Annotated in this window: 18 protein-coding genes and 1 pseudogene; 4 read left to right on the top strand and 15 right to left on the bottom strand. The window is 58.0% G+C overall.

Annotated features, from left to right (window positions below):
- Positions 1 to 92 precede the first annotated feature (92 nt).
- On the top strand, positions 93 to 824 hold the full coding sequence (locus tag ACVOMF_RS01700; protein WP_481507746.1) for a MobA/MobL family protein: 732 nt from the start codon (positions 93 to 95) through the stop codon (positions 822 to 824).
- Between the two features lie 121 nt (positions 825 to 945).
- Here ACVOMF_RS01700 and ACVOMF_RS01695 read toward each other — a convergent pair whose 3' ends face one another.
- The 9 genes from ACVOMF_RS01695 to ACVOMF_RS01655 form a co-directional block, all read right to left on the bottom strand.
- Positions 946 to 2,400 carry a YfjI family protein gene (locus ACVOMF_RS01695; RefSeq protein WP_481507745.1) on the bottom strand — a complete coding sequence of 485 codons (1,455 nt, stop codon included), beginning with the start codon at positions 2,398 to 2,400 and terminating at the stop codon, positions 946 to 948.
- On the bottom strand, positions 2,397 to 2,753 hold the full coding sequence (locus tag ACVOMF_RS01690; protein WP_481507744.1) for a hypothetical protein: 357 nt from the start codon (positions 2,751 to 2,753) through the stop codon (positions 2,397 to 2,399). The genes ACVOMF_RS01695 and ACVOMF_RS01690 overlap by 4 nt, the downstream gene beginning before the upstream one ends.
- A gap of 2 nt (positions 2,754 to 2,755) precedes the next feature.
- A complete protein-coding gene (locus ACVOMF_RS01685) occupies positions 2,756 to 3,064 on the bottom strand; it encodes an AlpA family phage regulatory protein (RefSeq protein WP_481507743.1) in 309 nt (102 codons plus the stop codon).
- Between the two features lie 675 nt (positions 3,065 to 3,739).
- The gene (locus tag ACVOMF_RS01680) at positions 3,740 to 4,024 is read right to left on the bottom strand and encodes a hypothetical protein (RefSeq protein WP_481507742.1); all 285 of its coding nucleotides are present in this window, start codon (positions 4,022 to 4,024) and stop codon (positions 3,740 to 3,742) included.
- Positions 4,025 to 4,037: 13 nt separating this feature from the next.
- The gene (locus tag ACVOMF_RS01675; protein ID WP_481507741.1) at positions 4,038 to 4,226 is read right to left on the bottom strand and encodes a hypothetical protein; all 189 of its coding nucleotides are present in this window, start codon (positions 4,224 to 4,226) and stop codon (positions 4,038 to 4,040) included.
- 585 nt (positions 4,227 to 4,811) lie between these two features.
- Positions 4,812 to 6,272, bottom strand: coding sequence for an Hsp70 family protein (locus tag ACVOMF_RS01670; protein WP_481507740.1), 1,461 nt, complete (start codon positions 6,270 to 6,272; stop codon positions 4,812 to 4,814).
- A gap of 466 nt (positions 6,273 to 6,738) precedes the next feature.
- The gene (locus ACVOMF_RS01665) at positions 6,739 to 7,311 is read right to left on the bottom strand and encodes a hypothetical protein (protein WP_481507739.1); all 573 of its coding nucleotides are present in this window, start codon (positions 7,309 to 7,311) and stop codon (positions 6,739 to 6,741) included.
- 88 nt (positions 7,312 to 7,399) lie between these two features.
- The gene (locus ACVOMF_RS01660) at positions 7,400 to 7,753 is read right to left on the bottom strand and encodes a hypothetical protein (protein WP_481507738.1); all 354 of its coding nucleotides are present in this window, start codon (positions 7,751 to 7,753) and stop codon (positions 7,400 to 7,402) included.
- Between the two features lie 46 nt (positions 7,754 to 7,799).
- Entirely contained in the window at positions 7,800 to 8,201 is a 402-nt protein-coding gene (locus tag ACVOMF_RS01655) for a hypothetical protein (protein ID WP_481507737.1), read from the bottom strand.
- Positions 8,202 to 8,326: 125 nt separating this feature from the next.
- On the opposite strand from ACVOMF_RS01655, the gene ACVOMF_RS01650 reads away from it, so the two are divergent.
- Entirely contained in the window at positions 8,327 to 8,551 is a 225-nt protein-coding gene (locus tag ACVOMF_RS01650) for a helix-turn-helix domain-containing protein (protein WP_481507736.1), read from the top strand.
- Positions 8,552 to 8,833: 282 nt separating this feature from the next.
- Here ACVOMF_RS01650 and ACVOMF_RS01645 read toward each other — a convergent pair whose 3' ends face one another.
- The 4 genes from ACVOMF_RS01645 to ACVOMF_RS01630 form a co-directional block, all read right to left on the bottom strand.
- Positions 8,834 to 9,250, bottom strand: coding sequence for a JAB domain-containing protein (locus ACVOMF_RS01645; protein WP_481507735.1), 417 nt, complete (start codon positions 9,248 to 9,250; stop codon positions 8,834 to 8,836).
- Positions 9,251 to 9,327: 77 nt separating this feature from the next.
- Entirely contained in the window at positions 9,328 to 10,284 is a 957-nt protein-coding gene (locus ACVOMF_RS01640; RefSeq protein WP_481507734.1) for a DUF932 domain-containing protein, read from the bottom strand.
- 449 nt (positions 10,285 to 10,733) lie between these two features.
- On the bottom strand, positions 10,734 to 11,648 hold the full coding sequence (locus ACVOMF_RS01635; RefSeq protein ID WP_481507733.1) for a hypothetical protein: 915 nt from the start codon (positions 11,646 to 11,648) through the stop codon (positions 10,734 to 10,736).
- A gap of 394 nt (positions 11,649 to 12,042) precedes the next feature.
- Entirely contained in the window at positions 12,043 to 13,281 is a 1,239-nt protein-coding gene (locus ACVOMF_RS01630; protein WP_481507732.1) for an ISL3 family transposase, read from the bottom strand.
- Positions 13,282 to 13,567: 286 nt separating this feature from the next.
- Between ACVOMF_RS01630 and ACVOMF_RS01625 the strand changes: the two are divergent.
- Positions 13,568 to 14,697 (top strand): annotated as a pseudogene (locus ACVOMF_RS01625) (IS3 family transposase).
- Positions 14,698 to 14,990: 293 nt separating this feature from the next.
- On the top strand, positions 14,991 to 16,766 hold the full coding sequence (locus tag ACVOMF_RS01620) for an oleate hydratase (RefSeq protein ID WP_481507731.1): 1,776 nt from the start codon (positions 14,991 to 14,993) through the stop codon (positions 16,764 to 16,766).
- Positions 16,767 to 17,028: 262 nt separating this feature from the next.
- Here ACVOMF_RS01620 and mcrC read toward each other — a convergent pair whose 3' ends face one another.
- Both mcrC and ACVOMF_RS01610 read right to left on the bottom strand, forming a co-directional pair.
- Positions 17,029 to 18,183 (bottom strand): 5-methylcytosine-specific restriction endonuclease system specificity protein McrC, encoded by a 1,155-nt coding sequence (mcrC, locus tag ACVOMF_RS01615; RefSeq protein WP_481507730.1) that lies wholly within the window; start codon positions 18,181 to 18,183, stop codon positions 17,029 to 17,031.
- On the bottom strand, positions 18,183 to 20,405 hold the full coding sequence (locus ACVOMF_RS01610; RefSeq protein ID WP_481507729.1) for an McrB family protein: 2,223 nt from the start codon (positions 20,403 to 20,405) through the stop codon (positions 18,183 to 18,185). The genes mcrC and ACVOMF_RS01610 overlap by 1 nt, the downstream gene beginning before the upstream one ends.
- Positions 20,406 to 20,412 lie beyond the last annotated feature (7 nt).

Below are 20,412 nucleotides of genomic sequence, written 5' to 3'. Positions count from 1 at the left end.
GCCCAATTGGTAACTGAGAGGCCCTCTTCACGACAGCCGTCAAGAATGATCTTGACGGCTTTTTCTTGTCTAAAGAGAAAAGGTGATCACAGATGGCAAGCTTCCACTACAGCATCAAAAGCGGCAAGAAGGGCAGTGCGCAACGCCACGCCAAGTACATTGAGCGAAAAGGCTCGCATAGCACTCGTGACGACTTGATCCATGTCAGCTACGGCAACATGCCGGGCTGGTCCGCAACCGATCCCAACCAGTTCTGGCGCATGGCAGACCAGCATGAGCGTGCCAATGGCGCAGCTTACCGCGAGCATGAGATTGCCCTGCCAAACGAAATGAACGTGTTGCAACTAATTGATCTGGCGGAGCAACTGGTCGGAAACCTAGTCGGGAACAAGCCGTATCTATACGCAATCCACGCGCCAGAGGGGAAGCTTGGCGGCATTGCGAACCCACACATCCACCTGATGTGTTCGGATAGAATTCCGGATGGACTCGATCGCACTCCAGCGGGGATGTTCTCACGTTACAACCCGAAGCAACCGAGCGCTGGCGGTTGCCGCAAGGATAGCGGAGGTAAAAGTCCACTGGAACTACGTCAGCAGGTAAAGGAGATGCGCAAGCTAGTAGCTGAAACCCAAAACAGAGCACTAGCGCAGCACGGTTACGATGCCCGGGTTGATCCGCGCAGCCTGCGCGAACAAGGCGTGGAGCGGCATGCCGAGCGCCACCTGGGCCAACAGTTCGTTCAAGGCATGGCCGAGGCCGAGAAGGCACAGTATGTTCAATTCCGCGTGAACGGTACGGAACAGGCGAACCCAGTAAACTAGCCTGAGGCTTGATCGAAAGCATGCGATTCTGCGACTTTGTCGCAGAATCGCATGATGTTTGAATGACATTTTCTGAAAAAGCCCCGGCTTGTCGCCGGGGCCCTGGACTGACGCCGGAAGCCTACATTCCTACGCTGTTGAAATAACCATCTGCCAATTGTAGGTGTGTCGCCTTGGTTCGATTGTCCCTGTGAATCCAAAGAGCCCCCCTGGAGACAAGCAATTCCAAGGCCATGCCGAATCGGGCGCGATCACGTACCGGCCCATTACGAAGGACGTGGTTTTTTGGCACAAATGTGTTCGAGTTTTGGCCTAGCCAGACACGTGTACGTAAGTACCTTGCGACCGCAGTGGCGTCCACTTGGTCCTGTGAGACAATAAATTGCGGCGAGAACAAGCTCTTGTACTCATCGATATGCCACCGAACAATCTCGAACGCACGATTGAGCGTATCGAGCGTTATATCTCCGCTTTCGTTGCCAAAATAGTGCATGGCTGCAGCAAGTCGCCCAAGGATCTCCATCACTTTGGATGCGAAATCGTTGATATCGCTCAGGTATTCGCCTTGGCGCAACATCGCTTCCGTTTGACTGGCCAGCTCCAACCAGCGCGCCTTTGCATCAGGCGAGAACCCGATCTGTTCGCGAGTAACAGTTCCCGATTCCATCATTGTTCGGTACGTGTCCAAGAGCCCGCGAACTCGCGCCTGGAAGACTAGCAAGTGGCTCCATTCGAGCTCACTATCTGTTACGCCGCGAAACCCCATCGTCGAGCGCGGGTATCCCACCAGATATCGCGCCCAATGACCACTTCCCTTCGCAACCGATCCCCGCCTGTCCAGAAACTGCTTCAATGGCGCGTACTGGGTCATGATGCTTACCGAGACGCGAGGATTCATTGCCACTAGGTGCTCATCCTGAGCACGGTCCAAAGGCAACATTTCCGGCGAATCCCAAAGACGGTTTAGCAGCCCCACGTGCGACATGGCTTCGCCCTTGAAAAGCAAGTGTCCTTCATCGGTAGTTATCGCAATCGACTCACCATCCCCCTGAACTGCTTCCATCACTGCTTTAGCCGTGATGTCCTGCCGGAGGAAGTGACGAAGAGGCGGCCTATTCGGCTTGGACCGAGCATGCTCAAGTAGTTGACTGTCCAGCTCCGTCGTCGACTTGCCCTTCGCAACTGCTTTGGAGATTGCGCTACGCAATCCTTTCCCCTTGGCCTGCCAAGATCCGAGCTCCGCCTGGTACTGCTCGATCTGCTGCTTATGGCGAGACAATGCCAAGCTGTCAGCCGCGCGGAAGGGAGCAAGCAACAACGACGATACCGTCGACTTGCGCTCGCCTGACTCAGCGATCAGCAGCAAATTCTGTGACACTGGGCGCACCTGCCCTGTTGGTAGCTTCACATCGATCAGGCCTTGACAAGCCATCGAGATGGCATTGATTAGACCCATACCGATCAACGCATCCGGCGCCTGCACATTGCGAAGCAGTTCGTTCCCTGCTTCTCTAGCTACGACGAGAAACGCAGCCATCGGATAGGCCGGTGCCATTCGGGGGAGCATGTTGTTCATCGTGCTTCCTCCTCGATGCCCGCAGTACCAACTACATCTGCGGCCTCATCCAATGGCTTCCCGCAGGTAGCACACGCCACCGGCTCACCACACATCTGCCTACGTTGACGCTCGCTGTTCAACAACTTACGAAACTGGATCAGACTCAGTTGATGTCCGTATGCTCCGTTGAACCTTTCCATCACTGGCTTCTTACGCCTCTTGCCTGCCAAGTGCTGCTCCAAGAGCGGATAGGCCTCCATGAAATCGGATTCGAGCTTGTTCCTGCCGCTCGCCGATACCTGCTCCAATGCGATCTTCAGTTTCTCAAGTGCACTGCGCTCGTCAGCCAACACTTCTTTAAAAGCGCTCATGATCAGTTCCCCCCCAACTGATTGCGGCACTTGTTGGTGCGGCCCTGAACCCACGCAATGGCTTCGTGTGTCCAATAGAACTTTGGCGATTGCTCGCTGTCGTATAGCGGAACTCCCTTGGGGAAGTCTGGATCGGTCTTCATCAGTTCATATGCCTTGCTTCGGCTGACCGAAAGCAGTTTGAGCAGTTCCTTCAGACGCAAAGTTGGCGAACTCGGCCATACGGCAGAGGCATCAATCGCCGGCGCGATCTGGAGCGTGGCTTTATTGCGGCCCACAATTGGGCCCGGGCGGTACTGGCTGATTTGCATAGTTGAATCCCTTTGATGTGGTTTGTACTGAAAAGGGATCCGGCCGGTTCCCGGTAGGACGTCGCCTACCGGGATGCATTTGATCTGCTTGAGCAATCGAATGCACTTAAGTTTCTTTCATGTTTTTTTGCAATCGCCCCGTTTCGCAGCCAGCGCGCCGCGCTATCGAAAAGTATTCTTTTTGTCTTATTTCAAATAGTTAGCACAGCCAGCGAACGATTCGTCGTCGAGGAGAAATCCGCCTCCTCCCGCTACATCGCTTTTCGCGTCCTTTTTGGAACGCTAAGTTCCCCGATCGCATCCACTTATCGTCCCGTCACTTCTTGAAACGACGCCTTCCAGATCAAAGCCGTACCGATTTCGGGCACGCTCCCACCTTGTACGTTACGGTCGCACTGGTGCCCACAGGCGTCGCCTCACGCGTCTGCCCGGTGTCAGAAAGCTGACTTTCGGCCCAACAATGGCCGCTGATCTGGCTCTTCGAGCAGGCCATCATTGCCAGTTGGATCACTCTGCTGCGACAACAGCGCAAATAAGCAGGCGCAATCCGCCGTCTACGCCGCAAGGGCTGTTGCCCCATCTGCGTCAAGATCATAGGGACCTTCGCTTACCACGGGTCGTATGCTTTGGATCGGATGCCGATGCATCACGGCGATACAGATCACTTGCAGGTCATTAGCGCCCCATTTCTTCTGCCATCCAGATGCGGACGAGTTGCTCGGCCAGCCGCAGGTCAGGTTTGTTCTCCTGCGCCAGTGTCTTACCCAACGGCTCGGAGATTTCATAACCAAACACGCCTGGGTAGCCGTCAACGCCAGCTAACTCGGTGTAGACGATGGCCAACATGATCGCCACTTCGTGCAGGAAGGAACAATCCTCTACAGTCAGCGGCACGGATGCGCTACTCCAGCCAGCGCCCAGTAGAGCCAGGTCAATAGGGTCGAAATTGAGTGTACTCATCTTTGATATTCCATTAGTAGTATCTGTTGGGTGCGGCCACCTCCTCGCCACGCAACGCGTCGCGGCCATATACGTGATAGTCGAATTGGTAGCGGAGACGCTCGAGCATTTCTTCTACACCACCTGTCCCGTTCATAAAACAATCCACAAGGGAGCCGCGTCCGTTGAATTCACCAATATAGGCATCGCGGAAGTTGCCCAAGGTGACATCTACGGACCACCTCAGGGAGTCGTAATTGGCGTCGAACGCGGCGCGTTAGCTAGGCAAGACCGGAAGCTCTCGATCCGGCTACAACCGTCCGCGATTTCCGGGGTAAAGCCCAGCATTACTTGGCGTCACTGGATACCAATGCCGCTTCAAGTGGCCGACGCGATAGCCCGCGGGGGGACCGATCGACCGCGGGCCACTTTCGATCGATGCGTTGGGTGGCACCGAACGACGCTCGGGGGCCGTCGTAGAACAAAGAACGCATGCGGCGAAGTCACAAAAACTGAAGATGGAGGCTGCCAGAGCAGGGGTTCGTCGAACTCTCGACCCACGCCATGAAGGCTGCGAGTACATGCTGGATCAACGTCGTCACATCAGCGGTCTCGCCGTACGCCTGCGCGTGCAGCGCAGGGACCGCTCGAGGTCGATCTTAAGGAAAACAGGACAAGAGAGGGTCAGTTTGACGCTCTTGGGCTTACTAAGGGCTATCGTTCTGCGTGACTGTTACCGGACACGGCACGCCCGAGCGTTCGGTCGTCCTATTTGCCCTCCAATCATGAGTCAGAAATACACTCGCGTTCACGCTTGGGCACCACCATCGGCGCCTGCAGCCCATGCCAGACCGGTGACCACGGCCAACGATGCATCACCGCGGAAAATGGGGATCCCCGGGAACACCTTTTCGACCAAGGAGGGAATCATGGCCGCCTGGGACATGCCCCCTGTCAGCAGCACAATATCTGGTGCGCAGGATGCCTGCTCCTTGGCAGTGCGTAAGAGTTGCTCGAGCCGCTGCGAAAGGTCTTCGGATGCTTGCTCAAGGAGTTGGTGATCTAACGGACAAGTAAGCCCGTCTTCTATATAGCTGAGTTTGAGCCGGCGGCGCGAATCCGATCCGAGGTTGATCCTAGCCCGTTCCACGGAGCGATTAAGCCGCACTGTATGGCCCGGGCACTGAAGTGCCACCAATCTCGCACGATATGGCTCATCGATCAGGCAGAAGTCGGCCACCTGAAAGTCACGCTGCTGCTTCGCATCGTGAACACTAGCTGCCCAAGCGTAGAAGTGCACCGGGGTTGAGGTGACATGCTTGCCAAACAGCGGCATCACACCTTTCAGGCTCAGCTCGAGATCAACGTCGGTGCCACCTCTCGGTTCGCCCCAGGAAGCTAGGATCTCAGGCGCTGGTAAATCTCCACCAACGCGGGCCATGGCGATGTCGGTGGTACCGCCACCGATGTCAAAGATCAGCACCCGAGTTGGCAACTCAACTTGGCGGTGGTGCTCGAAGGCTGCTGCTGCCGGCTCCTCAAGAAAACTGACCTCTTCAAAACCGGCAGCCATCGCCGCGTCGGTAAGGATGGATAGGGCCATCTCGTTGCCCGCCTCCCCTTGGGAGCTGCGGAAAGCCACGGGGCGACCGAGCACAGCCTTGCGCACGTCCGTTCCGAGTTGGGCCGAGGCGGTCTCCCGGATGTAGGACAAGATATGCGTGGAAATGCTCAGAAGCGTCTCACGAGCGCTGGGGAGCAAGGCATAACCGAGCATCGACTTCGGCGACACCACCAAGTGTCCTTCGCCAGATCGCATGAAGGCCTTCATCGCCTCCTCGCCATACAATGCGTCCTTGATGCTTGCTGACTGTGCGCGAGCAGCTATAACCTCCCCCCTAGCCCAATCGCGCCGGACAGAGCCCACCGCCGCATCGTAAAAACTAGAGTCACCCTGGGCTTTAAGGGTGGGAATCATAGCCAAAGCATTGCTGCGCTCTTGCTCGGTGAGGCGCTCAGCATCCCGGCGCAGCGCTGCGATACGTGCCAGCTCTCTGGATTGGTCGGCCTTAAGCTCGGCTGCGAGGCGTTGGGCCTGCGCCTGCAATTCATCGGTGAGGACAAAATCCTGGAGATTGGGAAGCTGATGAGGGAAAAAGACTGTCGTCCGGAACTGAGAATTGCCCTCGAATTCAATGAGTTTGACAGCCCCATCGACAACTGCGGCTGCAGCGGAGTAGCTGGTCCCGAAATCAATTCCAATGCGCATTATCCCCCCCCACCAAACTAGATTGTCCTAGCTATTCTAGCGCGGGGGTCTTGGCAGGTGAGAGGCCACCCAAGCAATGTCATTCTTTTTGCTGAACCGCGCTTTTGCTGAACCGTGCTAACGACCAACGGCTCGAACAACTAAGAGCGCGCAGCTCAGCTCCCGTTCTGCTGCTCAAAACCGGATCGACCGCTGGAAAATTGCAAAAACTACAGGATGCGTATGTCCCGGGCGAGCACTTACGTACTCGCCCGGGCAGTTCTGATGGTCGATCGCCTAATTGAAATAGCACCCATCGTTAGCGACTAATGACAACAGTTAAGGTATTTTGCAAAAACCGCTCACAGTTTACAGCAACCACGTCGAGTGCTCGCGAGTAATCCGACTAGCACCCCTGTCACAAAAATTGTCAGACATTCCATATGGCGAAAGGGTAGTTCAATAATCATGGCTGCTGCCCCCTGTATCAATTGCACGTCAGGTGCAAGTTCGCCGCTCGACTGCAGTTTACCGAGATCCACTGCCGCATCTGCGGCTGGATTACACCAACCGGGTGCCCCTCTTGGTTAATGCAAAGCACTTGTGAACACCGCAGATCCAGCGCGAGCACATCAGCGTTTGCCAGAAAGATCAACTGCCCCTCCAACTGGCTATCTTCGGGTTCACCCATGCGACCGTAGGCGCACCATATCGCCTCCGACCGCTGTTCGTCGACCTGGCAATCCAAATCGGTCCAGATTGGATACTTTTCGAGAAAGCGAGCATTGCTGTCAAAAGTGTAGTCATAGCCATCAGCATCACCGCTCTTGAATGCAGTATCGAACTTGACAAGCTGATCGACCAAAATCGGCTCATCCAATGGAAGCTTACGAACGTCTTCGACCTTGGCTTCATTCACCGGTGCAGCGTCGGGCGAAGGGGCCGTCTCAACAGCTGCGACAGGCGGTGCATCGTTTTTGCCAGTTTCACTTTGCAAAGTGCCATCACAGCCTGCAAGCACCGTGATGACCAAGCTAATGACGAGCAGTTTTCCTTTCATATTCCTCTCCTTAACCGTTGTTTATTTATTATCTGGCCAGTGCCTGAGCCCCAGCGTTCATCAGGTCAGTTATTCTGGACAGTGCTGTTTAAGGCGCTTGGTCTACCCCCTTCGTCGGACCAGCTGTTTCGGTCAGAACACCAATCTGCCGTGCCTTGATCTGACCTGACAGGAACGGGCTGATGACCATGTATACGATGACGGCCAAAGCGGACATCCAAGCTTCAATCGAGATTGCGTAAAGCAGAAAGAACACGTGAAAAACCCAAAACACTATCGGTGATAGAACACCAAGGCTTTTTCGTACCTTTACTCGATTAACTACCACGTTGTTCTGAAAGGTGGGAAGCGGAAGACGCCCCTTCTTAAGACTCAGATAGGCCCGAAGGCTAATGGGGATGATGAAGAAGATCAATGCAAGTGTGTAGATCAAGACGCCCATTTTGGTATAGCTCCATTGAGATAAAAGAAGATGTGAAGGGCTTGTTTCAAAAGCCCATGGCATAGCTGAGGATCGGGGCGAGCATCTTGTTCTGGTACTCAACCAGGATGTTGCCGTCCCCTTGATCGGTATCGACCCGATAAGTGAAGTCCACGGACCGTTCACGGTCCTGATGGACATAAGTGATACGCGCATCGCATCGATAGCTATCGACTGTCTCGTCGTAGCTAATGGTCCGAATGTTGGTGATCTCATAGGTATCGAGGATCCCCATGAACTCATCCGCGGTTCCGCGCCGCGTCTGCGGCGCATACTTCTCGACCTCCATCTCGATCGCACGATCGAGAACATCCAAGGCACCCGCATCCCCACAACCGGGCGTGCCCGCTGCGCAGCCGGCCAGAAGGATGCATGCCAGCATTGCGCTGGCGAAAACAGCTTTTGTCACACGGTTCCCCTGTTCGTTTGAAAGGCGGTAGGGAAAGCGAAGGCCTTGCTATGAGCAGCCCAGACACCTACCGATGCTAATCTTAGTATGTCGAATTGTAGTATTCAAACCGAGACCATCTGCCCATGGCTCGGGCAGCTCATGAAACTCGGTTGGTAACCATCTTCGCCGCCAATGTTCGGCGACTGAGGAAGGAGCGCGGGATGTCTCAAGAACAGCTAGCCGAAGCCGCCGGCGTCCATAGGACCTATGTCGGCATGATTGAGCGCGGCGAGAAGAACGTGACGATCTACAACATTGAACGAATCGCGAAGGCTCTCGATGTCTCGCCTGGTTCCCTTCTCAATTGAGCAACTTGGCCGAGAGGATTGGAGTCTCCACGCTCGTGAGCACTAATATCCCTCTATCTCTTCAATGCGTAACGCCTCGATCAGATAGGTCCCAGCCCTAAGACGAAGCCTGCTTGCCGCCTCTCCGATCCTCGCTCGTTGCCTCCAGTCTCCTAGCTCTGCCGATCTCTCGAGTTCCCTCGCCTGACGGTCGAGGTCCTTCGCTTTGGCACGCGCCTGGGCGGCTTTGGTCGCAGACCAAAGCCTTTCTTTTTCGCTCATATTGATTCCCTCGATGGGACCCTAAAGGTCTCCGAGTTGTGCCATGGACGTACTTCGGCCTGCAGCTACAACGAAGTGATCCAAAACCCTCACCTCGACCAACGCCAGTGCTTCTTTTAGTCGCAAGGTGATGGCTCTATCCGCTGCGGAGGGCTCGCAATGTCCGCTAGGGTGGTTGTGGGCCAATAGAACCGCTGCAGCGTTCTGAGCCAATGCCCGCTGGACCACGACCCGCGGATGGATCACTGCACCGTCGATTGAACCTGAGAACAGCCGCTCAACCGCAATCAATCGATTGCGCGTATCCAAGAACGCGACCTCAAAGTGCTCCCTGGTCTCGGTACCCAAACGCAGTCGAAAAAACCTCCCCGCAACATCTGGCTCGCTGAGCAAAGGCCCAACGCTTACCGCCCGGCCTTCAAGGATCCGCAGTGCCATAGCAATGGTCGCTTCTTCATCGACACATGCCCTATCTACGGCAGGGACCGCAAAACAAACAGGATGTGCTACGCAAGTCATGCAACCTCCCCTAACAGCGCGTCCCAGACCTTCTGCTTCAGCAAGGCCCCCTGACCAAACCACGCCGCATCCAACCGATTTTCAACACTCTGTGCGCGCCGATGATGGTCAACGAACTCGGTGACGCTGTTCAAAAGACCAAAAGCCGTGCCTCGGCTAGTTTTCAAACTGGATCCCCTCCCCTGCCCGTCATACAACGCCCGAACCTTGGCCACAGCCTGCTCGTTCACCACTTCCTTTCCAAGCTGGGCTACTGGATAGGTCAAAACCTTACGCAGGAGCGTATCGACGGCATCCGGATCAACAGGTGTGTCACAGAGCATGCGCATACGATCAACAAAGCTGTGCCAGCTCTCAACCGCGATACCCAACTGGCTCTTGACCCTATCGGCATCGAAAGTGCTCCTGTGTGGCACTTTGATGGCTCCAGCATTGTCACCCACTGCGATCTGCAAGGTGTTGTTGCAAACCACGCGTACAGACGTGAACTGCGCGGTCGTTGCCAACGTGCCGTCGCAAGCAGTGGCCAACAGAAGATAGCCATTGACCTGGTCCTGCCCCTTCAAGGCCACACCTTGACCCGTACGTGCAAGAGCCCAGAATTTGCGCCCTTCCCGCAATACACCCGCCGTCTCGAGCTCGAACCCGCTATGCCGGGTCAGATAACGATAGAACTCAAGGATCTCGGCAGGTTGGACGACCTGATAGCGTTTGGAGACCACTGCCAACGGTTGCTTCGTATCGGAGCGATAGAGCACCTTCTGCCCCGGAAATGGCCGATCCGGCTCCTGATCCGCACCCTCTGCGGCGAAGCGCACTTCCGCCTCTTCCAGCGACCAGTTCATCCCAGCGCGTTCGCGCCATACTTCAATGGACTGTCCTGGCGCTAACTGGCTCCCAATACCGTGCCAAGGCACCTGCCCTGTATAGGCCATCGTTTCGACGTGATGCATTTTAATCTCCCTTTATAAGCCGCATAACGCACAAGGCCCGGACAATGCCGGGCCTTGTGGTCAATATTGGATTATTGATTTAATCGTAAGAATCCCGACCAAGCTGGTCAGGCCGAGTGAATGAACATCGAGCTACGGCCGATAAAATAGCCGCAGCAACGATGAAGACGCAGTATAGAAACTCAGATTTATCTTTCATATCTACCACCCAATACAGTAGCGCAAGCGCAAAAAAGCCACGCGAAGCAAGGAATTCCTGCTTCATTGGAGTATTAAGGTTCTGAGATATTTTTAAATCGAGCTGCCCCCTTGCCGACAGGTCCCTTTCTGTGATCCTCTCACCGATAGATCCTTTTTATGAATCTCTTACGACACGCGTTTAAAAACCTCAAAAACGGACACCTGCTATTGGGTTAATCCCCCACCAACATCCCATACCCTATTCTGGACTAGCAAGCCTGCCCATCAGGGTATCGCATGCGTAGATGGAGAGACTCCTCGTAGCGCCCGACCAGTTCTTGTAGGACATGGGCCGAAGCGGCAGCGTTCATAAAGCGTCCGGTGGTCCTGAAGGCCTTGTAAAGATGGAGGGGGTTGGGTCGCATCATTCCTTTGACCATAGATCCCGCAAAGGCTTGTGTTTCCTGCGCTACGAAAAGCGCCAAGAACTGCGTCTGCCAAGTGTGTGCACCTAGCGACAGAAAATGTACCTCATCTGAGTTGGTTAGCGAAGGACTGAAGGCTCCAAACAAGGAGGAATTCCGCCCTCCATGCGTACTCTCCGAGAAGCGTTTTTTTGCTTCCCGATGCCGTTCTACTAGTTTAGTTGCATGCACCTGGTCAACGTCGCACGCACCAGCGTACTGGAGTAGCTGCTCATACACACGACCGTATCCAATGTACTTATTCCAGAAAGCGTTCGTATCGTCCGTTTCAGCGAAGGCTTTACAGGTTTCCGCATTCAACGCCAGGGCCATCGCGATCTCCATGTTTTCTACGAAGGTACGAGCAAGGACGTTTGCTGCGATATCCTGACCAATCGCAAGCAGCTCTCGGATAGAAATAATGTCTCGTTTTATTCTTGACACTGTTACTGCGTATCCCATCAGGTTGCTGTCAAGTGGAACTTCGTACAAATACCGCTCGAACTGGATAAAAAACTGAATACTCTCGTCGAGCAGGACGAACCACGGCTGGAGGTATTCGTCGCGCTGCGCCGTCAGCCTTATACGCAAGGCATCTAACTCTTGCCGTACATCGACCCGCCCACAATCTGCTGGAGATGTCGCCGCTGCATGCAGGAGGTCGGCTCGTTCAATGAACGTCTGAAGCGTTAGGGCATCGATTCGAATGGGAGCATTCATGATCATATTTTCCGTGCGTTTCAATCCATCGCCAGCTCAATTGTCAAGCGCGTGAATCGTACAGGATATTGCGGGCACCCGAATGGCCTCCGTTAGATTGACGGCACTCTACGACCGAGACTGTGTGCCCCTCTACGCCACTGACAATATCTCTGCGCCATTCGGTTTGGGCTGAGCATGAAGCAACTCGTCAATGGCGTTGATCAGCCGCAGCTGTTTGTTTGCGACAACTCCAGCCGGGTACTTCGCTGGACTGCATCGCAGCTCGATACAGCACGTTTATCAATAACTGACGGGGCTATCACATGCCCATGCTTTTTGAAACTTGACTCGGTTTCCTCTCGCGCCATTCCTATTTGAGGGCTCTGTCGCGATCCCTGTGGAACTGACCTGATCATGCCGCCGCCGGCGCCAACCATGGATTGCGCGGCAAGTGCTTGAGCTTGGCGCACAACAGGTAGGCGATCGCGATCAGGTTCTCGTGGGTGGCATAGCCCTTCGCCCGCGCCTTGGCCGCCTGGATCTGGGCGTTCATCGTCTCCACGCTGGCGTTGGTGAGGCCACTCCGGAAGTGCTCGATGATCCCGGCCTTGTGCTCGCGCAGGGTCGCGCCAAGACGCTTGAACGGCGGCAGGCGGCTGCGGCGTGCCCAGCTGATCCAACGGTCCAGCTGGTGGTCGGCTTCTTCCGGCGACAGCCCCGCTGCGTACAGGCGTCGCAGTGCCTGTTTTAAGTGCCAGGCGCGCGCCGTCTTCAGGCCGCTGCGCTGCAGCCAGTGCATGGTGCACAGTTGCTTGTAGCTCCAGCGCTCGGAGTCCTTGAGCAGCGCCCAGCGGCTGCCCTTGAGGTCAGGCTCGGCCTTTACCTCCGCCCGCCGCACCTGGTCCAGCGCCCGGCCCGCCAGCGCCACCACGTGGAAGGGATCGAACGTCACTCGCGCCTGCGGGCAGTGCCGGGCGGCGCCAGCCTGGAACGCCCTGGACATGTCCATGCTCAGGTCGCTGATCGCTCCGGCATCACCGCCATGGGCCTGCAGGTCGGCGATGAACTCGCTGAAGGTCGCCGCGTTGCGGCCGGACGTGGCAAACAGCAATCGGGCCGCATCGGCATCGTGGAACAAGGTGATATAGCGCTGGCCGCGCCGGCTGCTGGTCTCGTCCACGCCCACCCGCTTGACCGTGCTATAGTCCTCCCGCGCACGCGCCTGGTCGATGTGATGCCGCAACAGCCGCCAGACCCGATCGTCCGACACCCCCACCAGTCGGGCCACGTGCGCCACCGGCATCGCTTGGCACAGCGCGATCACGAATGCTTCGATCACCAACGAGAAGCCGGACCCGGGCCGCGCCCATGGCGGCTGGACCTGACCGGTCTTGCCACATGCCGCACAGGCCACCCGGGGCAGAGGGGCATGGATGAACGCCCGGAACTGGAAGAAGTGCAGGTGTTGCCAGCGTCGCTTGATCCGGTCGTGGATCGGCTGGTCGGCTGCACCGCACGCCGGACACGCCAGCCGCTTGGCCTGGCACTCCACCGCAACAAAGTGGATGGCACCCTCAGACTGCCGGAAATCCACCGAAACCACCGCCCATGGCGGACTCAGACCCAATGCTTGTGTGAAGAGAGCTTCCATCCGGGAAGCGTGCCGCCCACGTCGGGCTCAGGCAAGAGCGATTCCACACGGAACGCGACTGATCCAAATTTCCTTCTCTCGAGCCGGCGTCATTGCCAGCGCTTGCAATCTAGCCGATTCCCCACTTTAGCGGCATAGGTATGCGGAAAAGGGGGCGGGAGGAGAAAGGGTCACGAGGAAAGAGGGGGCAGGTACATTTAGAGCTGGCCCCGGAAATCTGAACAGCTCGATAGGTGGATTTCCTGCTCACTGAGGCGATGATGATCGCCGCGCAAGGAGCAGAACCATGGCAAGACGACCTCGCCGCAACCACTCGCTGGCCTTCAAGGCCAAAGTGGCCTTGGCCGCCATCAAGGGAGACAAGACGCTGGCCGAACTTGCCCAGCAGTTCGACCTCCATCCCAAGCAGATCACGCAGTGGCGCAGCCAGCTGCTCGAGAACGCAGCCGATGCGTTTGGTGGCGCCGAGCCGGGCCCGCCGCCAGTGGACGTGAAGGCCCTGCACGCCAAGATCGGGGAGTTGACACTGGAGAACGATTTTTTAGAAGGCGCGCTCACCAAAGCGGGTTTGCTGAGCGCAAAGCGATGATCGACCGCATCCATGCTCTGCCGGTGACCCGGCAGGCCCAGGCTCTGGGCATCAGCCGCGGCAGCGTGTACTACCTGCCACGCCCCGTCCCGGCGCAGGATCTGGCGCTGATGCGCCGGATCGACGAACTGCATCTGGAGCTTCCGTTCGCCGGCAGCCGGATGCTGCGCGACCTGCTGAACCAGGAAGGCTTCACCGTGGGCCGCAAGCACGTGGCCACGCTGATGCGGCGGATGGGCATCGAGGCGCTGTACCGCAAGCCCAACACCAGCCGCAGGCATCCGGGGCATACGATCTATCTGTACCTGCTGCGGAGCCTGAAGATCGACCGGCCCAACCAGGTCTGGGCGATGGATATCACCTACATCCCGATGGCTCGTGGCTTCGTCTACCTGTCCGCCGTGATCGACTGGCACAGCCGCCGGGTGCTGGCGTAGCGGGTGTCGATCACCATGGACGCCGACTTCTGCATCGAGGCCGTGGAGGAGGCCATTGCCCGCCATGGCGCGCCGGAGATCCTCAACACCGACCAGGGCAGCCAGTTCACCAGTCAGGCCTTTACCGGATTGATCAAACAGCACGGTATCGCCATCAGCATGGATGGCAAGGGATGCTGGCGCGACAACGTGTTCATCGGGCGGCTGTGGAAATCGGTCAAATACGAAGAGGTCTACCTGCGTGCCTACGACAGCGTCAGCCACGCCAAGGCTTCTCTGTCCCGCTACCTGACCTTCTACAACCAGCGAAGGCCGCACACCGCGCTTGATCGACTCACGCCAGATCAGGTCTACTTCAACCAACCGCTGCCTTTGCCGAAGGCAGCTTGACCGGCAGGCGATCCACTTATCGGATACGGCTTGGCTGTTCAAACAGACGGGGCCAGCTCTGTATGACCGGATCGCTGCCGGCCGGGAACCCGCGGTGTGCCCCGTTGCCGGGCGACAGGGCGGCGGCCACGACTGCCCCCTCGCCACCACGATCGCCCCTGCACTGCGAACCCGTCATTCGCGCGGCGCGTCTGTCGGTTCGATTCTTCATCCATTCTTATCAGATGCTTTGCGAATGTTCTCCCTGATCGCTGGCTGGGGCCGCGATCGACCCCTCAACCATGGAGATCGACATGTACAGGAGCAGTGGAAACTTCGAGGCGTTCTCGCGCCCCCCCAAGCCCGAAGGCGTGGAGGGCCGCCGTGCCTACTTCGTCGGTTCCGGCCTGGCCTCGCTGGCGGGTGCGGTGTTCCTGATCCGCGACGCGCGGATGCCCGGCAGTGCGATCACGATCTTCGAGGAGCTTGCGCTGCCCGGCGGCAGCATGGACGGCACCCTCGACCGGCACAAGGGATTCATCATCCGCGGCGGTCGCGAGATGGAAGCGCACTTCGAGACACTGTGGGACCTGTTCCGCTCGATCCCCTCGCTCGATACGCCCGATGCCTCGGTACTCGACGAGATGTACTGGCTGCACAAGACCGACCCGTCCCGCAACCCCTGCCGCGCGATCCACAACCGCGGCGAGCCGATCGAACGGATGCCCGACCTCACGCTCACTCCAGGAGCGGTGGAGGAACTGATCGCGCTGGCGCTGACCCGCGAAAGCGAGCTGGACGACAAGCGCATCGACGAAGTGTTCGGCGAGGAATTCTTCGCTTCGAACTTCTGGCTGTACTGGGCCACCATGTTCGCGTTCGAGCCATGGGCCAGCGCGGTGGAGATGCGGCGCTACATCCTGCGTTTCGTCCATCACATTTCGACCCTGTCGGACCTGACTTCGCTGCGCTTCACCCACTACAACCAGTACGAGTCGCTGATCCGTCCGCTGGTGGCCTATCTGGAAGGACAGGGCGTCACCTTCCGCTACAACACGCAGGTCGACGACGTGCTGGTCACCGCGAGCGGCAATGGCAAGTTCGCGACCGCGATCCGGCTCACCAGCGACGGCGTCGCCGAGAAGATCGCCGTGGGTCCGAAGGACCTGGTGCTGGTGACCAACGGTTCGATCACCGAAAGCTCCACGTTCGGTGACAACGATACGCCGGCGTCCATCGTGACCGACCGCGGCGGCGCATGGTCGCTGTGGAAGCGAATGGCCGAGCGTGACCCCGCCTTCGGCCGTCCGGAGAAGTTCTGCGAGAACATTCCGGAGGCGAACTGGACGGTCTCCGCGACGGTCACGCTGACCGACGATCGCATCGTGCCGTATCTCGAACGGATCACGGGCCGCGACCCGCGATCGGGCGTGATCGTCACCGGTGGCCCCTGCAGCATCCAGGATTCAAGCTGGCTGTACGGTTTCAGCATGAGCCGGCAGCCCCACTTCGCCGAACAGGATCCGCAGAAGGAACTGGTGGTCTGGCTGTATGGGCTGTTTTCCGACAAGCCCGGCGACTACGTGCCGAAGACGATCCGCGAGTGCACCGGCGCGGAGCTGTGTGCCGAATGGCTGTACCACATCGGCGTGCCGGTGGACCAGATCGATGAGCTGGCGCACAACGCGGCCAGCACCGTGCCGTGCAACATGCCCTACATCACGTCCTATTTCATGCCGCGCGCGGCCGGCGACCGGCCGCTGGTGGTGCCGGAGGGCTCGCAGAACCTGGCGTTCATCGGCAATTTCGCCGAGACCGAGCACGACACGGTGTTCACCACCGAATACTCGGTGCGTACGGCGATGGAAGCTGTGTACACGTTGCTGGGGGTGGATCGCGGCGTGCCCGAGGTCTTTGCGTCGATGTTCGACGTGCGCGTGCTGCTCAGCGCGCTGTACTACCTCAACGATCGCAAGCCGCTGGACGAGGTGAAGCTGCCTTGGCTTGCGCGCATCGCCAGCAGTGCGGCCATCGCCAAGACCCGGGGCACCTATCTGGAGGATCTCCTGCGGGAGGCGAAGCTGGTCTGAGTGTGGCGGCGTCCGGGGTCCAGGCCGGCGCACCCTCATGCAGGCGGGTGGGCGAGGCGATGGCTACCCGCTGCTTGATGCCCCCGTGGGCGAGGCCAGTGGCGACGGCACGTGGGCCTGCAGTAAGGCCAGCATTGCTGCCAGCGTCTGCCGGCCTTCGTCGCTGTCGAGGTTGAATTGGTACTCGTGGCCTTGCGGGGGTTCGTGAAAACGGGGGTGAACCCCCTCCACCATCATCGAGTAAAACCGGTAAAAACTCCCCTCATCTTCCGATACCCTCACGCCCTGCTCCCACCGCAGAGTCTGGTGTGCAGATTCGAAGCAATTGCGCTCGGATGTCTGCCGGTGTTGCCGCCAAATCCACAGTGGCAAATCGAATGGCGTGCCCCTGGATCAGCACTGTCTCGTCGACCATCTGGCCGATCGCGGGATGCAACAATAATCCGCTCGCGTGATCTGCAAGTGCATCGCCGCACCCAACCTGGGAGCGCAGATAGGCGTAGATCTGGTACACGTATCCACTGCGCAGGGTTTCCTCACGGTACCAGCCACTCGTCACAATCGAGGTGAACTTGGTATCGATGACGATCCGCTGCTCGGTTGACGGGTGGTCGAGCACGATATCAGTTCGCATCGTCGGCAGGATCTTGTCGATCCCCGCCGTCTTCTGCTCGATCTGCCAGCGCATCGCCCCGCCGCAGAGCACCCGCCAGCCCTGCGGACTCAATACGACTTCGTAGAAGCCGCCCAGCGCCCGCTCGAACAAGCGGCGTACCCACAGCGCCTCTCTGTCCGGCAGAGAGAGCACATTCGCACCCGTCGCCTCCGTAGGTAGCAATAATTCGAACGCCAGCTTTGCGGCCGCCACCATGAAGCGGTCGTCCGCATCGTTACGGCCAAAACGATCGGTGCTCATTTGGGCGCGGGTCGGAGCGTCGCCCGATACACCCATTGCCTTCATGCCACCCGCAAGTGCGCGGCACCGATGGGCAACGTCCTTCCTCTGAACGATCCTGGAGATGGATTCCAAAGCTGCTCGGACGAAACGATTGCGAGGGGTGTCGATGGTGAGTTCGTCGAGGCGGCACGCCACCAGGCCTCTATCCATCAACTGATGGCGTTCGGTGGTCAAGACGTCGATCCGGCCACGCACGCGGTTGATTACTGCGTCGTGAGATCGATATCCAAGACTCAAGCGGCGACGCTGTCGGACCTCAACCGCGCGGGCAAGGATCTCCGCAACCAGGTCCGGTAGATCGTCCGGGCTATCTTCCAAGCCGATCTCGCCGATGCCGCGAGTGCGGAACAGGTCAGAGGCGTAGAGCATCAGCAGCCAGAGGTTGCGCACCGGAATGCGTCCGATGAACCCCTCAGCGCTCATGGACGCACTCTCCATCTGTTCAGCGACGGCGGTCATCACCAGCCCTGCGTTAGCTGTGCAAGCGCCTTTTGTGTTTCGTCAGGCGCGTCGAACCAGTATTCATCCAGCAACGGACCGATCTCCGTCTCCACTACCTGCTGGAACCATTTCTTTGTGTCTCCCGCCTCCAGTCGATGTGCGGGTGTCACATAGCTGTGACCGATCCGAAATTGCTTGCCAAGGCGCGCATCCGCCGCGATCTGGTCGTTCAGCTCGGCGATACGGCGTTCGATATCCGCGACCAAGCCTGGATCGACAGCACACTCCGTGACCACCCAATCCCGCCAAACCGAGCCCAGTCTTGGCTCCAGCCCAACGAAAGCAAAGCGGCGACGCAATGCCAGATCGACCAGTGCAAGTGATCGGTCGGCGATATTCATGGTGCCGACTACATAGAGATTTTCGGGAATATGGACGGGACGTCGTTTGCCGTCCGCATCCGGATAGCAGAGTTCCAATGCTTCGTTGGGTGTCCGCTTGCCGGCCTCAAGCAAAGTCAGCAACTCGCCGAAGATCTGCGCCGGGTTTCCGCGGTTGATCTCCTCGATTACCACGAAAAACTTCGATGAAGGGTCCTTCGATGCAGCCTTGATGACCTCCATGAAGAGACCGTCCGCCAGCGACAACTTGCCTTCGCCAGTGGGACGCCACCCTCGAACAAAGTCCTCGTAGGACAGGTTTGGGTGGAACTGCACTGCACGGACCTTGCTGTCGTCCTTCCGGCCCATGAGCGCGAACGCGAGCCGTTTGGCTAGCCAGGTCTTGCCCGTGCCCGGAGGCCCCTGAAGGATGAGGTTCTTTTTCGTGCGCAGACGATCGAGCAAGCGGTCAATCTCGGCCCGCTCCAGGAAACAGCCGTCCTTGAGGATGTCCTCCACCGAGTAGGGAACGATTGGCGCTGCCACCTGAAAGGCTTCGCGAACTTCACCTTCAGTTTCCTGTTCTGCTCCGGCATTGGTACCGATATCGCCAGTCGGCACAGGCTCGTCAACCGGGTCTTTGTACATCCAGGACGCAAGCGACAGGTCTGGGAAACTGTGGACCGGATAGCCGTCTTCGCCAAAGCGCGACCGCAGATCGTCCAGCAGTTTCAAATACTCGCGTCCATCACAGGGACCTTGCTGGCCATTGATGACGACATTCAGGCCTAGCCGCTTGTTGATGTAGTGGCGCGACTGGCTATCCAGGGTCAGGAACTCCCACGGATGCGCCCAGTAGAGACCTGTCGAAAGGTTCCATGCGACACCCCATACTTGGGTTGCCTCGTCATAAGCCCCGATGAAGGCATCTCGGGTGTCCAACTGATCGCCATCGACCATCTTGCTCGCGGCAACGAATACCTTCCATAGCGCGTCGATGTCGTCTGCACCACGCTTGTCGGCATAGGCGAAAAACCAGGAACGTTGGTTGTTGAGAACGGGAATGCCTTCGAATGAAGGTGGGACCGGCACCGTCACACCCAGCAACTTGGCAAGTTCGCCCGCGATGGTCTTACGGTTGCCAACGGTCATGGACCGATTAAAGGTGCCCATCGTTGTGAATGGGCAAATGTCCCGCAGCGGACCACTGGTTCCATCGGGAAACTTATCCTGGAGGTAGGTCAGACCCGGCACACGCGACGCGATCTCGTGGATGCCCTCGATGAGCGGAGTTCGATCGTCTGCGTGGGCCAGCAGCTTTTCGGCCACTGCCTCGTAGAAGTCCGTCCATTCGAAGCGTTGCTTTTCTGGCGAAGTCGTGCCGTAACGCTCCCGCCAAAAGGGCTCGTTGCGAAAGCGATCTACATCCTGCGGCTTGCCGTCAAACGCAAAGGCAATGAGCGCATCGTTCATCCATTCGCCAGGAAGCACGCGCCAGATCGTTGCTCGGTGAGTGTAGAAGTACCACTCCCGTACCGGCTCGACCTTGGCCCAGTCCACCTTCACCCGTTTCCCGTCGTTCAGGTTTTCGGTGATCGTGCCGACCGCCTTGATGCCCATAACCGAAACCGCTCGGCCTCGGCTATCGAAAGGCAGACCGTGCTTTCGCGTGTAAGACGACTTGATGGCGATCCGCTCTCCCGGGCGCATGGATCGCACAACATCGAGGAGCTTGTCGTCGTAGCCGTTCTCCCAAATTCCTTCTGCAAGAAATCGCGGCATCTGATCATCTGTACCGCCATAGCTCGCGCCGACGAACCAGGTCGCCTGCGGTGCACTATCTATCGTCTGAGTGGTCATCCCCCGC

It is taken from the genome of Stenotrophomonas sp. STEN022 (assembly GCF_056760155.1).
This window is presented reverse-complemented; position numbering and strand designations above follow the sequence as displayed.